Origin of the sequence: Bacteroides intestinalis (genome assembly GCF_003464595.1) — a bacterium.
Taxonomy (GTDB): domain Bacteria; phylum Bacteroidota; class Bacteroidia; order Bacteroidales; family Bacteroidaceae; genus Bacteroides; species Bacteroides intestinalis_A.
This window is the reverse complement of sequence record NZ_QRZF01000020.1, coordinates 110,282-124,996: the sequence shown is the minus strand read 5'-3', so window position 1 is coordinate 124,996 and position 14,715 is coordinate 110,282. Positions and strand designations below refer to the sequence as shown.

The window sequence follows — 14,715 nt, the reverse complement described above, 5'->3', positions numbered from 1 at the left end:
TGCATTGGAAAAGAAGTTGATTCAATATCTTCCCAAGCAAAAGTCTTTACTACTCCCTCCTTGTCAGGAGCGACGATATCAAGACCATAAAGAATATGATGCTCTTTTAAGGCAACAACAAGATTGGAGCCCACAAAACCGTGAATTCCTGTAATAAGTATATTCATGAAATTAAAATAGTCCTCAGATATTAACCAACTTACTTTTTATTGATGTCAGAGTTTTCCAATGCATGTGTATTCAAAACCTAATTCTTGCAATTCATTCTGATCATAAATATTACGGCCATCCATCACCACCAACTGTTTCATTGTTTTCTTCAAGACTCCCCAGCTTGGCATCCTGAACTCTTTCCATTCGGTCACTAACAGTAAAGCATCGGCATCCAATACCGCATCATACATATCCGTGGCATAAATAACTTTATCACCTATTCTACGATTACATTCTTTCATTGCAATAGGATCATAGACTTTCACCATTGCACCAGACTCTATCAGTTTATCTATCAGAATTAAAGCAGGAGCTTCACGCATATCATCCGTTTCAGGCTTGAATGCCAATCCCCACATGGCTATTTGTTTGCCTTTCAAATTACCTTTGAAGTGCTTCAACAATTTTTCAAAAAGAATACTCTTTTGGTTTTCATTCACTTCCTCCACAGCTTTAAGCACTCGCATCGGATAACCATTCTTTTCTGCTGTTTTTATCAAAGCTTTTACATCTTTCGGAAAACAGGAACCACCATAACCACAACCCGGATAAAGGAATTTACTGCCTATACGACTATCCGCACCAATACCTTTACGTACCATATTAACATCTGCACCTACCAATTCACACAAGTTTGCAATATCATTCATAAAACTAATACGGGTAGCCAGCATCGAGTTAGCAGCATATTTTATCATTTCAGCACTAGGTATATCCGTGAATATCAAACGGTAATTATTCATCATGAAAGGCTTATAAAGCCGTTCCATAATATCCTTTGCCTTATCAGATTCAATACCAACCACTACACGATCCGGTTTCATAAAATCATCAACGGCATCACCTTCTTTCAGAAATTCAGGATTGGAAGCTACATCAAAATCAATTTTCTCATCACGTTTATCAAGTTCTTCCTGAATAGCAGCTTTTACTTTCTGTGCAGTACCAACAGGAACTGTGCTTTTAGTAACTACCAGTACATACCTTTTCATGTTGCGACCAATAGTACGGGCTACTTCAAGTACATACTTCAAGTCAGCACTTCCGTCTTCATCAGGAGGGGTACCTACAGCACTAAACACAACTTCTACATCATTCAGGCAATCTGCCAGATTCGTCGTAAAATTCAATCGTCCGGCATTATAGTTACGATGCACCATATCTTCCAATCCCGGTTCATAAATAGAAACAATCCCTTTCTTCAGGTTTTCAATTTTACTTTCTTGCACATCTACACAAGTAACGTCTATACCCATTTCAGAAAAACAAGTACCGGTAACTAAACCGACATAACCGGTTCCTACAATTGCTATTTTCATAATTTCCTAATTATTTTTTATAGTTGATAAAAAGAGCGATACCACTCTATCGTCTCTTTCACTCCTTCTTTGATAGGTTTATCGGGTTTAAAGCCTAATTCATTTTGTAACGCTGTGGTATCCGCGTTTGTCTGATAAACATCACCGGGTTGCATCGGAAGAAATATCTTCTCTGCTGGATGACCTATAGCCTCTTCTATAGCCTGTATAAAATCCATCAACCTCACAGGATGCGAGTTGCCAATATTATAAATCTTGTATGGTGCAGTGGAAGTGCTGGGATCCGGCATTTCTGCACACCAATTAAAGTCAGGAGACGGGACATTATCTATCACTCGCAACACACCTTCTACAATATCATCAATGTAAGTAAAATCGCGAAGCATATCCCCTTTATTGAACACTTTTATAGGACGATGGTGCAACATAGCATCTGCAAACAGAAAAGGCGACATATCCGGGCGCCCCCAAGGACCATATACCGTAAAAAAGCGAAGTCCTGTAGAAGGAACACCATATAAATGACTATATGTATGCGCCATCAACTCATTAGATTTCTTCGTAGCAGCATATAAACTTACCGGATGAGCAATACTATCTTTCTCTGAGAAAGGAACCTTACCATTCAAGCCGTATACACTACTGGAACTAGCATATATCAAATGTTTCACTTCATAATGACGACATCCTTCCAATATATTAAGAAAACCATCGATATTGCTTTCCACATATGCATAAGGATTCTCAATAGAATATCTTACTCCAGCTTGTGCTGCAAGATTTACAACCTTATCAAAATGCTCATTAGCAAAAAGCATCTGCATAGCTTGTTTGTCCTCAAGATTCATGCGGACAAAACGAAAAGAGGAATATTTAGAACTTCCAACAAACTTATACCAGTCTATATTTTCCTTAGAGATACCTAGTGTATCCAAACGACCATATTTCAGGTTCACATCATAGTAATTATTCAAATTATCCAATCCAACGACCTCATCGTTACGACTAAGCAGACGCTTACACACATAAGAACCTATAAAACCGGCTGCACCGGTAACTAATATTTTCATGTTTTATTCAACTGATTATATATTTCAAGATGTTTCTGTATTACATTTTCTATTGAGAAATCCCTTTCAGCCAATTTGCGTGAATTACGCCCCATATCCTGCCTCAAGTCCTCATCTTCAAAAAGAATCTTCAGTTTCTCAGCTAACGTATCACTATCTTTCACAGAAACCAGATAGCCATTATAGCCATCTACCACTGTTTCCTTACATCCAATGGAATTTGTGGTCACTATAGGACGTCCTACAGCAGTAGCCTCTATTAACGACTTAGGAAGTCCCTCTTTGTAATAGGAAGGAAATGCTACTATATGACAAGATTTCAATAGCTCTAGCACATCCGTACGATATCCCAACCACTGGATATACTCCCCATCACATACAGCCTTCAGTTCTTCCTCCTTTATCGCTTTCGGATTGTCATCCAATCCACCACAAAGCAGAAACTCTACTTTATCTTTATATTCTGCTTTTAGTTTCAAAGCAGCATCTGTTAATACAAATACTCCTTTTTCCACAATCATACGAGCAGTAAGCAAAACTTTAATTTTTCCACTTTCCGGTTCAGGAGCATAGCAATATTGATTCAAATCTACACCTGATCCTTTTATCATAAAAGCCTGTTCTTCTCTTATAATCCAGTTTTTCAAGAATAAAACTTTATCTTCTTCATTTTGAAAAATTACTGCGAGATTTTTACGATGATGAGAAAAGCTAAGGATCTTAGGAAGAATTTTTGAAACTAATGATTTATTTTCCTCTGAGAAAAAAATCCCCAATCCACTAACAGCATTAACCACTCCATGTACTTTTGCTAGTTTTGCGGCTAAAGTTCCCCAAAGTATAGTCTTTAAACCTACATGATGAACAATATCGGGTTTTTCACGACAATAGAGACGATACAAAAAACAATATGTATGCAACTCTTCTATAATATTTTGCCCAGAACGATTCATAGGCAAATCAATCATCTTTAGGCCCAAAGCTTTGATATCTGTTTTTTTACCAGTATCTTTCGTCACAATAGTAACATCATAACCGTTTTTTTGAGCACTTAAAGCAATGTCTTTACGATGAGAAAGAAAGAACCAATCAACATTGACTATTATAAATAATTTAACCATCAACAATACATCTAATATTTTTATAGAACTCCAATAAGGATATTGAAAGTGTCAAAGTAAAGGTTATTGTTTATTTTTTCGCAATTTTCATATATTCTTGTTGATACTTTTCTGCGACTTTACGAATATCATATTCACTAGCACGCTTTAAACAACTGTTAGTTATTGCATTGTAATACTCTTTATTTGAATCTAATCTTTGCAATATATCTGCAAGTTCCATAGCATTTCCACATTCAAATAGTACGCCTGCTCCCCCTACAACCTCTCTTAAACCATTAACATTTGTAGCTATAAAAGGACGTCCACAAGCCATCCCCTCTATGGAAGATAATGATAAGCCTTCATATTCAGAAGACATCAACACTGCATCAGAAGACTTTAGAATTCGTGGAACATCAGAACGAATATATAAGAAATGTACTCTATCCCTAACACCCATTTTCTCAGCCAATGTCATCTTTTCTTGTAAATTTTCATCAGTAGCTCCCCCTCCAACAAATACGGCATGATGGCGCTTTGGTAGCAAAGCAATTGCTTCTATCAATGTATCTTGTCGCTTGGGATAATAAAACCGAGCTACCATTGTAGTAACAAAAGTATCTTCACCAATTCCTAAAAGTTCTTGCTTAGTATACGGCTCAGCTTCCAAGTACTTTGCTATATCAACTCCATTGGGTATTGAGATACACTTTAATCCTTTGTATCTATTATTAAAGGTTTCAAGAGCCTTATCAGCGCAAGCGACGACCTCTTCATACTGGCTATAGATAAACTTATCAATATATTTAAAGATAAGTATCTTTCTCCTTTTATTATTTGTAGAGTGTTCCGTTGTTATAATCGGAGTATTACTAAAACTCAATATCTTAGCAAATGCGACCCAATAATTTGCAGGAAAAAGATGTACATGTACTATCTCATATTGCTTAATATAGGGAATTAATTCAAAAATATTTTTAACATTTCGTTCTGTTCTTATAGCTGCTAATGCTCTTACTTCAATACCAGACTTTTGTAATTTATTAGCTAATGTTCTATCTTCTGAGGCTTTCAATTCTAAAACAAGAACTTCATTCCCCATTTGCTTTTGTACAGGTAACATCTCTACCAATAAACTCTGAGCTCCTCCCATACTCATATTGTCTATCACATGTAGTATTTTCATTTTACTTTATTCCTCTAATTTTCCTATAAGTGAAATATAAGTATGAAAGAAATCTACTACCCAAAGACTTTCTACCAATACTATCTAAATTTAAATCATCAAATCCAATAATCTCTTTAACATGATTCTTGAAGAAAGTTTCCGTAACATCAAAATCATTCTCATTCATTATATTCGGATGCAAACAAAATGTCCATATTCCTGGGATTTTCATTTCTGTACAATGTCCTCCCAACTGTGGAATAAAAACAAAATCCCCATCCTTGTAAGGCTTTGTAGCAATAGTATCACTAATAATGCGTATATCGGAGCATTTCTTTAGTGCCAATAAAGTATTTTCGTCAAAAGTATGGCTGGGAGCAAAAAAATATTTAGGATTGATACCGTGCCCATTAAGAATTCGTAATCCTTCTTTTATCTTTTTGCATTGTATTTCAAACGAAACTCCTGCAAATTCTGAACGATTCCATAGAGGATTAATTCCGCCTTTTCCAGAAATATAACAATGATTATATCCGTGAAGCGCAATAGCCCAACCTTTTTTATCCCAATCTCTAGCTTTCTGCCAAAAGTTCGGATCCTCAACATCTATATGCAATTTCGGGTCTTCGTTATGAGGTATAATACCCACCATAGGCTTCACTTCATAACGGTCAAGAATATCAAGCATCTTCTCCCATTTAACAGAATCCATAGTAGGACACGCATCGTCTAGTCGAATTAAATATTTAGTAGTCATTTATATGATTTTATCTATTATATATTGAAAGAAAGGACGCTTATCTTCCTTCATATACTCCAAAAATACATCTGTACGTTTTACATCTTTCAGCCATTGCCATAATGAGACCTTACATTGTAAAACAAGTTTCAGATCTTGAAATTCTGGCATTACCACAACAAACTTAGGTTCTTTGATTTCATCATAATAGTTTTCACCTCGATTTGCTTTTACCCATATCGCAGGCAAGTTAATCCCACTAGCTGTAACGCAATAGGCATTGCCATCATTACGAAAATTAATCTCTAGAAAATACACCTTATCATCATGTCCACGGAGGAACTCTATACTAAAGAGTCCAGAGTACTGACAATCCTTGATGTATAACTTACTCTTTTCTACAATGTTGTCATAAAAAGGGTCTATTGGACCATACTCAAGGAAACCTGTATTAGTATTCGGTTGAGAACGAAGAACTTTTGTCATTCCCGGAATAATAATCTCTTCTCCATTCTTCAGAGAGCAACCAATAAACTGAACCTCTTCCTTTTTATTAATATACGCCTGAACAAATAAAGTATCCTTATTGCCTGCAAGGAAGGTATCTAACTCCTCTCTATTTCGGCAGATTACGATATCTGATTTACCGCCATGACTGCTAATATGTGATTTTGTGATACAAGGAAATGTCACTTTAGTTATATCTATAGGTAAACTCCAAACCTCAGGAGAGTAAATATCTCTCTTGGCAGCCATTTTGATCATATTAGTTTTATCCATCAACTCCGGCATTTTTCCTTCCGTAGGTATTCCAGGAAGTATATATCGTTCTGAAAGTTTTCTCTGATAGAGATTCAAATGTTCAGTAACTACATCAGCACACGAAATAATAATTTCTTTTTCTGATTTAGGTTCGCGGTACAACAGATAAGCCGCCAACTCTTTTATATCTGCCAGAGCATAATGCTTTAATATATATTTACTACTGGTAATATAATTCTTTGTAAGATTACCTATTGTGATAAGTTCAACTCCATAGCCGGATAGTCCTAAAGTCCTAATAACTCCAAGCGCATTGTGGTGAGTTCCTCCTCCAATTACTAAAACATTTATTTTTATATAGTTCATAAAGATTCTATAAGTTTAATATACTTCTGAAAAAATGCTTTCTTAGAGAATAACGACTCCGCAATCTCTCGACTATATTTTCCCCATATTTGCAAATCTTCCTTAGGCATATTGATAATATACTTCAAACCCTCATAGATGGAGTTTACATCAGTTGGAGTAAAAAATATACCATTCTGATTTTCTTGTACAATATGAGGATTGTCACATACCCGACTGCAAACAATTGGCTTACCACAACTCATAGCTTCACACACTACATTTGGGAAACCTTCGTAAATACTCGGAAGACAAAATACGTCACAATTTTGGTAATGTTTTAAAATTTCTGTCGTTGCAGGATGGAAGTCAATCATATCCTCAATTCCCAACTCAAAGCGTTTCTTGAAGCACATATCGCCATAGGTCTCTTCTTTCGTTTGTACATCACCATACCAATCAAAATGTACATTTGTAAGACCATCCTCTTTAAGGCGCTTAATTGCTTCCAGATAGTTAGAAACATTCTTTTGTCGTGCCACACGAGCCACTGTCATGATAATGAACTTCTTATTAGTTGGCTGAGCAATAGGAACAAAATAATCTGTATCTGTAAAGTTGGTTATAGTAGTAACAGATTGACTTAACTTAGGAAAGTTTGTCCGGATAAACTTTTCTTGTGCATATGCATTAGGTACCACGTAGTCTGCCCATCGATACAAGAAAAACTTTACTTTATCCTTTAGCGAAAGACATTGTGTAGTATTTCGCTCAGAGGCTATCAAACGAAATTTTCCCCCAAACATCTTTAGTATACAACCAATAATCGTAGGACCATCCTTGTAGGCAATCATCCAATCATAACCACCTGTCTCCTTGATATACTTACGGATAGCATATAATTTCGACCACTTATTATTCTTTGTATGTAACGTAACTGAACCTATAACATATTTCTGAACCAATTCTGAATAGAAATCATGTTCACAATATGTTATCAAATCAACATGATATCCGTTTTGCTTAAGGAAAAGCGCCAATCCAATCATTTGACGTTCGGCTCCTCCCATACCAAGAGTATCTATCAGACAAAGAATTCTTTTCATTCATTTATATTATTAATATACCCTTCTGTTGCATTATCTCTATGTTTGATAACACAAGGATTGCCAAATACAACACTATGAGAGGGTACATCACAATTAACATAAGTACATGGAGCAATCAGTACATCATCACCTATAATAACATTTCCTACTATGGCAGAATTAATACCTACCCACACTTTATTACCAAGAGTAGGAGCACCTTTGCGCGGACCTCTGTTTTCACGGCCTATCACCACTCCTTTGTGCAGATTACAATAATCACCAATTACTGCCAGATCGTTCACCGTAATATTGAATGCATGACCGAGGTAAAGTCCCTTGCCTATAATAGTCTCAGCTGGTATTTCAAGTCCATACTTCAATCGATATCTTCTTAATATTAGTTTACAAACAAATTTAACTATCTTATTTTTACTACATTGAAAGAGCCTCAGTACACGTAAAAAGCGAAGCGTATGCCCTCCCCCCTTATTACGTTTATAATCAACAGAATACACATTATACATTTTATACCTTTATTTTTTATAAATTTTACTATCATCCAATTTTGACACACAGAATCCCCAAAGTCGCAAGAGGCAAATTTTCTATAAAGCATGTCGAAAAAGGAATTGCTTTTTAGTGCTTATTATTATTTAGGCCTATTTTCATTGGCAACAGATTCAGCGATCAAGCGCAATCTCACGAAAGAAGATGTTTAGAGTACTAACCCCAATTAACTATATAAAATATCAAAATAGTTCTACACAACTACTAACTACTTTTTGAGTAATCCAAGAAAAGTAGATTTCAAGAATCGCCCTCTCCGTAAAACATATATTTTAGGTCCAATATATGGATCTATTTTGTTCCTCTATGTGTAGAAACATCTTTTGCATAATGGTATGGTACTGCTTTAATACAATATTTAGCATAAGAAAGCACACAATGAAGCTACAAGTACATCATATCCCTGCAATGACAGTTCTCTACACAGCATACCGATAACAGTTTGAAAATGATAGCCAGAAGTCGGATAGTTATTTGCTGAATGAGAATATTCATTCTATATTAATATTTTTTCTAGCATAAAATTCATTAAACAATAAAACCGTCAGAAAAGCACAAGGTAGGGTATAATACATTAAAAAGGGCTCTTTGTATTCAATTATATATATCAGTACTATAACAAAATAAAAGAAAAATTTCAACTTCCTTAAAACAAACTTTCTCATAGGCAAACTAAACAACTTTAAATAAGCAAGATAATAGCAAAAAGCACCTATAATACCAATAGCACCATAAAATTTTACATAACCACTATCAGATCCGACTACAATCCCAGAATCAGCCCTCCCTCGCATAACTCCTGTGCCAAATATCATTTCAGGCGACAAACTAGGAACAACCGCAGCTATTCCATTTATTGTCTCAGAACGTGATTCTGGGTCAAATGCTCCCATTATCCATCCCGATAGAGCATCCGCAGCTAAAGGAGACACTTCTCCCAATAAATAAGTGATTATTGAGACACCACAGAAAATAAAACCAATAATTATAAATATATTGCTAAGTTTGAAGTTAATCATAATAATATAAACTAATAATGCTAATTCAACTAATGCTCCAGTACGACCAATAAATATAGTAAGAATCATCATCATTGAATATGATAAATAGAACAAGAATCTATTAAGTCTTCCGGTAATATAAGCGAATGCAATTAAAACACAAGCCGAACTACATGTAATTGAACCATTTGAACTATTTAAAGCTATGCCCATCAACCTTGTTCCTTTGCTTACTGTCTCTGCAAATCGATCGTCGCCGAAATACCAATTCTCATATATATAAATCAAGAAGTTGTTATCAAGTAACCCATACAAAACAATCACAAACTGCAAAGCAAAAGCACCAATATATACATATACAAGTTTCTCTATATCTTTGAACTCAACTACTAAAAATACTGCAAATACCAGTATATATAAAATCATATAAAAAAAATACCATATTTCTAAATAAGTATTTTTCATTGACGTTTGAAAAGAAACATTAAACAAACTCAACAAGGCGCAAAAGAGAAATAAAGCATAATAAGTACCTATTTTCTTCTTACTAAAATAGCTATACACTTTCGCTGCATTCTTTTTATTAATAAGAAGTATAATCATTCCGATTAACACAGACAATCTACGTGTAGTAAGCGGTCCATATATCGGTATCTCAAACAGGAATCCAAATATTATAAATAAATGATATAAATAAAGGATTACTATTTTAAGGAATTGACACATAGAATATATTCTTTAGTAGTGCTTTGGGATGAAATTTCAATAAAGGTATAAAAATGCGTGAATTCATCTTGACAGAAATCAATGTTAGCACAGTGTAAATATTAAGGCATATATTTATCGGCAACTCCTTGAGATCGCTTATTTCAACAGATTGAAAATCGAATTCATAATCATGATTTCTAATTAAGCTCGTTAGCTTCGTTAGTTTGGATATAAGATAAATATCTCTATGAACATTATAAGTTACATATTGAGATTTAAAGTATTCAAAATAATGATACCAATAGGCAACAGGATACTCTCGATGGCATGCACTACCCTCTCTATAACGGTATAGATGAAGTACCTTACTTGTTGTATATACAGTATTGATATCTTGAATAACAAATAATTTGAATAAGTAATCTTCATTATTAACTATCGTTCTATCAATAATCACCTGATGTTTCATTAATGCGGATCGCCTTATGAAATCGGCATGTAAACCCATCTTTATTTTATATCTGGCATGCGCTTCACTATATGACTTCATATTATACAGTTTATCTTTTAACCGCTGAATCTTAGCACCTGATTCTAAACCTCTTTGAACACTTCCAGATAACATATCCACATTCCATAACTTTAGTGTCCTATAAGCATATTCTAAAGCATCTGAAAAAAGTAAATCATCTCCATCAAGGAAAGTAACATATTCACCGCTTGCCACTTGTAATCCACATCTTCTAGCTGCCGAAACACCACTATTAGACATATCAATAACTTTGATTCGAACATTATGGGTGGCATAATCACGGCATATATCCAGTGAACGATCATTGCTACCGTCATTTACAAGAATAAGTTCCCAATCAGACATCGTCTGCTTAAGAACACTCTCTATCGTTTCCCCGATGTATTGTTCCATATTATAAATTGGAACAATTATAGATATTTTAACATTTTTCATATGCTTAGAGATTTATAAAGGAATTCAATACTTATCTTTTTATACTTTTCTAATTCCCCCATATTATACAATGTTAAGAGGCTTATAAATCGTTCCGAACCCCTATCTTCATTATATATACAGTGAAATTTTTTCCCAAATATTATAGAGAAAGCAGTACCATGAAATGAATCTGTCACTATATATTCAGCATCTCGAAACATAGCCAACCATTCTTCTATCGAGATGGTAGCATTTTTGTTAGCAGTAAATTCTTTTATAGGAATACCTAATTCAGTATGCTTCCGTAATAGAATCTTTTCCGTATTCCAGTTCTTATCAATAATATACGAAGCTATATATTTTTCTTTACTAACTGGAACACAACTACATAATTCAATATAAGCATCTTTTGAGATAAGTAATGTTGGATCTAAAACTTGAATAGCATCGCAATTGAGATAATGCTTACATAACTTCACGCCTGATTGCTCTCTAAAGGACAAAGCATCAAATTTTGCAGCAAGCAATGCACACTTTGGGGTTTCTTCTACATTATACTCCCAAGAATCAACACCGAATGAAATAGCAAAACCAATCCTCTTAATAGGCATCCCTTTTATAAATCGTAGGTATCGGTCATAAAGAAATGGTCGTGAATATTTGGGACGCCAGACTTGATCACTGCCTACAACTATGGCTTCAATTCCATATTGTTTGATTATTTTTTTCGAATAATGATTAACTAAATTAGACAAATTAATGTTTGATTTTATAAACTTATCAAACAGAGGATTTCTTTCTAAATCTTTCCACCTTACAAAAGGTCTTTTCTTGCCATAAAAATGTAAAAGGATAGTTTTTAGGTTAACCATTATTAGTCGAAAAATTGATCTCTTTTCAAAATCAATGGTTATAGGCTCATGTCCCAGCCTGCGCAATAACATCTGTAAAGCCCAATTTTGAAGAACTCCACCATAATTAGATTCAAGTGGTAAAGTTATTATTCCTATTTTCATTGTGAAAGGGATTTTAGGGTACTTTGTTTTTTCAAACAGAATTCCTGGACGGACTCTTCTCGAGGCATTGCATCCGCTTTGTAACGAATGAACAAATACCAAAATTGCTACTGCTATACATATGTTTTTATTTTTTAATTACAGCAGCAAAGGTCGGTGCTTTTATAGGAGTGAGCAATACATCATTTTGGGACGCTTACTTTCTTTCTCAGCGCCTTCAATTGCTGGATCTTAAGTAAAATTATCAGCAAGAATCTATTACCCCCATATGTTTTATATTCATTAACAAAAGCTCTCAGTCCTTTTTTATCATTATTATTACATGCTTGATAGGCTATCCTCTTAATTGATTGCCTCATATATTTATCCAAATACATTTCTTTCTCTTTTATTGGCATGTTTGTTATAGAATTTAAGATCGTAGAGATGTATGAATAAATTTTTTCATGAAGTTCTTTTTGAGTTTCATATTTATTATAACTACCATGGCTAATTGAATTAGATCGGACTAAGTAATTTACTAAAGGTTCAGGTATTGTCCATGCTTTGTAATTGTAATATAAAGGAAGACAAATCTGTCTTTGCTGTCCCATATTATATGCATTGAAAATTTGTAATCCTGTTTGTTCTCGCAATTTCGATACTTTAACCATATAACCTATAGGTGCAAAGTTATATCCATTTTTTGCAAATAGACAATCTTCAAAAAGCGTACCTGGATCATCAGTGGGAAAGTCTTTATATGCTATTTTTATGGGTAACATACTTTTTTCATCAATAAACTGAATCTGTGAGCGCAAAATGGCGTAAACATCTGGTAATTCCTCAAATTTTGTTACAAATTTTTCGATAGAAGTGGGCATTGAGTACCAATCATCACTATCTGGCATTAATAAATATTCTCCATTAATGTGTTTTAACCCATTTTGAATTGCAGCTGAAGGACCTAAATCTTCTTCATGCAAATATATCAATCTATACCCCTTTTTATTGAAAAGAGGTATGTAATTCTTAATAATTTTTGCTGTATTATCTTTTGAGTCGTTATCAACGGCTATCATTTCAATATTAGGATATGTCTGATTTAATACAGAATCAAATAAACGATGAATGAATGCTGCTGAATTATGACAGGGAGTTATCAAAGAAACTAAAGCTTTCTTTTCCATATTTTATTAATAATAAAATTTGTAATTACTTGGCGTCGCTCTGCTGGAAATACTATATAATAGCCTGCGAATAAAGTTAATATCGTTGATATGGTGCAAGTGTATAATACACGTATAAAACCTTCATTCACATTTTGTATAAATAAATAGCATACTAAGCATATGATAATCAATGCTACCCAATCTCGCAAAAGGTCTGGCAACATGATCTTATTAATACTATACCCTTTTATGTATTTCTGTAGAGTATATCCTCCTATGACAGGACAAATAGCTGCCATCATGACATTGTATGCAAATGGAAACCAATAATCGACACCTGTATTAAAGCAGAAATAGGTTACAGGAATAACAGATAAGAAGCATGTACCTGATACTATACTAACCAGACGAATTTTAGTTGTGGCTTGGACAACATGATTGGTTGTTATATTCATGGCAACTACTAAATTCCATAATAAAGTCAAGATGCAAATCATTTCTGTGTGTTTTGGGATTACTCCTAACCATAATTTTAAAATATAATGTATTTCAAATATTAATGGTACAGAGAACAGTAACATCAGTATGAAAGTCAAACGAGCTCCATCTCGCATAAGTGAAATCATTTTCTCATGATTTCCTTGTGAGTAATTTAAAACAATTTGTGGCCTTGTTGCTATCGAAACATTAGTAGAGAGGTTCATTATTAGTGATTGTATTCTAGATGCGATATCAGCTGCAGCATTCATGATAGGGCCAAAAAACATATTTAAAATCATATTGACTCCTTGTGTTCTAGCCATAACACTTAGGTTACCATACAAATCCCAGCCTGAAAAACTAAGCATCTCTTTTAATAATGGTTTATCTAATATCCAATGAAATCTACACTCTTCAAAATAACGGACACAATAATATCTGTAATATAAGGCTATTATAAAATTTACACTAAAATTTAGAATAGCGTAAAGAATCAGTTTATCAAAATTTCCTATAACAAGCAAATAAACAATTAATAATTTTAATATTGAGCTAACTATTTCCACATATGCATATACATCCATCCTTTCATGAGAAAATATTGTGGCATTATAAGGTACTTGCGTTACACTTACAATCATAGAAAATATTGCAAATTGAAAAACCCAATGAGCAGCTATTAATCGAGTTTCTGGAATGATTAATTTATTGTTAATAAACCATATTCCAATAGTCTCGCATAAAAAAGCTATTAATAAAGCTATTACTATATGTACAATGATTGATGTTGAAAAAGTTACAGCTAATCTTTTCGTCCTTCCCTTACCTAATTCATAAGTCAGAAATCTAGATGTTGCTCCACTCATTGAGGAATTTAGAAATGAAAACATTGAGAGAACACCTCCAATTACTCCATAAATACCATAATCTTCAACACCCAATGTTTGCAATACAACACGTGCAGTAAACAATGTAATTATCATATTTACGATCAATCGTATGTATAGCATTATCGTATTCTTTACGATAGTCT

Annotated in this window: 14 protein-coding genes; all 14 read right to left on the bottom strand. The window is 33.9% G+C overall.

Translation table 11 applies throughout. The annotated features are described in order from the left end of the window. On the bottom strand, positions 1–167 hold a 167-nt coding region (locus DWW10_RS21285), incomplete at its 3' end, for an NAD-dependent epimerase/dehydratase family protein (protein WP_147350484.1). 48 nt (positions 168–215) lie between these two features. After that, positions 216–1,532, bottom strand: coding sequence for a UDP-glucose dehydrogenase family protein (locus DWW10_RS21280; protein ID WP_118487352.1), 1,317 nt, complete (start codon positions 1,530–1,532; stop codon positions 216–218). Positions 1,533–1,549: 17 nt separating this feature from the next. Further along, positions 1,550–2,602: an NAD-dependent epimerase gene (locus DWW10_RS21275; protein ID WP_118422207.1), complete on the bottom strand. Its 1,053-nt coding sequence runs from the start codon at positions 2,600–2,602 to the stop codon at positions 1,550–1,552. Beyond that, a complete protein-coding gene (locus DWW10_RS21270; RefSeq protein ID WP_118422206.1) occupies positions 2,599–3,723 on the bottom strand; it encodes a glycosyltransferase family 4 protein in 1,125 nt (374 codons plus the stop codon). The genes DWW10_RS21275 and DWW10_RS21270 overlap by 4 nt, the downstream gene beginning before the upstream one ends. A 70-nt stretch (positions 3,724–3,793) precedes the next feature. Then, entirely contained in the window at positions 3,794–4,891 is a 1,098-nt protein-coding gene (locus DWW10_RS21265; RefSeq protein ID WP_118422205.1) for a glycosyltransferase, read from the bottom strand. Position 4,892: 1 nt separating this feature from the next. Continuing rightward, a complete protein-coding gene (locus tag DWW10_RS21260; protein ID WP_118422204.1) occupies positions 4,893–5,630 on the bottom strand; it encodes a DUF2334 domain-containing protein in 738 nt (245 codons plus the stop codon). Next, positions 5,631–6,740: an ATP-grasp domain-containing protein gene (locus DWW10_RS21255; protein ID WP_118422203.1), complete on the bottom strand. Its 1,110-nt coding sequence runs from the start codon at positions 6,738–6,740 to the stop codon at positions 5,631–5,633. Then, positions 6,737–7,825 carry a glycosyltransferase family 4 protein gene (locus DWW10_RS21250; RefSeq protein WP_118422202.1) on the bottom strand — a complete coding sequence of 363 codons (1,089 nt, stop codon included), beginning with the start codon at positions 7,823–7,825 and terminating at the stop codon, positions 6,737–6,739. Before DWW10_RS21250 ends, DWW10_RS21255 begins: the two co-directional genes overlap by 4 nt. Beyond that, a complete protein-coding gene (locus tag DWW10_RS21245; RefSeq protein ID WP_205730722.1) occupies positions 7,822–8,190 on the bottom strand; it encodes an LbetaH domain-containing protein in 369 nt (122 codons plus the stop codon). Before DWW10_RS21245 ends, DWW10_RS21250 begins: the two co-directional genes overlap by 4 nt. A 678-nt stretch (positions 8,191–8,868) precedes the next feature. Continuing rightward, positions 8,869–9,981, bottom strand: coding sequence for a hypothetical protein (locus DWW10_RS21240; protein ID WP_147350483.1), 1,113 nt, complete (start codon positions 9,979–9,981; stop codon positions 8,869–8,871). Positions 9,982–10,087: 106 nt separating this feature from the next. Next, the gene (locus DWW10_RS21235) at positions 10,088–11,053 is read right to left on the bottom strand and encodes a glycosyltransferase family 2 protein (protein WP_118422199.1); all 966 of its coding nucleotides are present in this window, start codon (positions 11,051–11,053) and stop codon (positions 10,088–10,090) included. Continuing rightward, on the bottom strand, positions 11,050–12,051 hold the full coding sequence (locus tag DWW10_RS21230; RefSeq protein WP_118422198.1) for a polysaccharide pyruvyl transferase family protein: 1,002 nt from the start codon (positions 12,049–12,051) through the stop codon (positions 11,050–11,052). Before DWW10_RS21230 ends, DWW10_RS21235 begins: the two co-directional genes overlap by 4 nt. 182 nt (positions 12,052–12,233) lie before the next feature. Then, a complete protein-coding gene (locus DWW10_RS21225; protein WP_118422197.1) occupies positions 12,234–13,220 on the bottom strand; it encodes a glycosyltransferase family 2 protein in 987 nt (328 codons plus the stop codon). Further along, the gene (locus DWW10_RS21220) at positions 13,202–14,665 is read right to left on the bottom strand and encodes an MATE family efflux transporter (RefSeq protein WP_182021502.1); all 1,464 of its coding nucleotides are present in this window, start codon (positions 14,663–14,665) and stop codon (positions 13,202–13,204) included. The genes DWW10_RS21225 and DWW10_RS21220 overlap by 19 nt, the downstream gene beginning before the upstream one ends. Between the last annotated feature and the right edge of the window lie 50 nt (positions 14,666–14,715).

What these genes read in the sequence shown, in the direction of transcription:
- DWW10_RS21280 (WP_118487352.1), bottom strand. Translation starts at nt 1,532, where the DNA reads ATGAAAATAGCAATTGTAGGAACCGGTTATGTCGGTTTAGTTACCGGT.
- DWW10_RS21275 (WP_118422207.1), bottom strand. Translation starts at nt 2,602, where the DNA reads ATGAAAATATTAGTTACCGGTGCAGCCGGTTTTATAGGTTCTTATGTG.
- DWW10_RS21270 (WP_118422206.1), bottom strand. Translation starts at nt 3,723, where the DNA reads ATGGTTAAATTATTTATAATAGTCAATGTTGATTGGTTCTTTCTTTCT.
- DWW10_RS21265 (WP_118422205.1), bottom strand. Translation starts at nt 4,891, where the DNA reads ATGAAAATACTACATGTGATAGACAATATGAGTATGGGAGGAGCTCAG.
- DWW10_RS21260 (WP_118422204.1), bottom strand. Translation starts at nt 5,630, where the DNA reads ATGACTACTAAATATTTAATTCGACTAGACGATGCGTGTCCTACTATG.
- DWW10_RS21255 (WP_118422203.1), bottom strand. Translation starts at nt 6,740, where the DNA reads ATGAACTATATAAAAATAAATGTTTTAGTAATTGGAGGAGGAACTCAC.
- DWW10_RS21250 (WP_118422202.1), bottom strand. Translation starts at nt 7,825, where the DNA reads ATGAAAAGAATTCTTTGTCTGATAGATACTCTTGGTATGGGAGGAGCC.
- DWW10_RS21240 (WP_147350483.1), bottom strand. Translation starts at nt 9,981, where the DNA reads ATGATTATACTTCTTATTAATAAAAAGAATGCAGCGAAAGTGTATAGC.
- DWW10_RS21235 (WP_118422199.1), bottom strand. Translation starts at nt 11,053, where the DNA reads ATGAAAAATGTTAAAATATCTATAATTGTTCCAATTTATAATATGGAA.
- DWW10_RS21230 (WP_118422198.1), bottom strand. Translation starts at nt 12,051, where the DNA reads ATGAAAATAGGAATAATAACTTTACCACTTGAATCTAATTATGGTGGA.
- DWW10_RS21225 (WP_118422197.1), bottom strand. Translation starts at nt 13,220, where the DNA reads ATGGAAAAGAAAGCTTTAGTTTCTTTGATAACTCCCTGTCATAATTCA.
- DWW10_RS21220 (WP_182021502.1), bottom strand. Translation starts at nt 14,665, where the DNA reads ATGATAATTACATTGTTTACTGCACGTGTTGTATTGCAAACATTGGGT.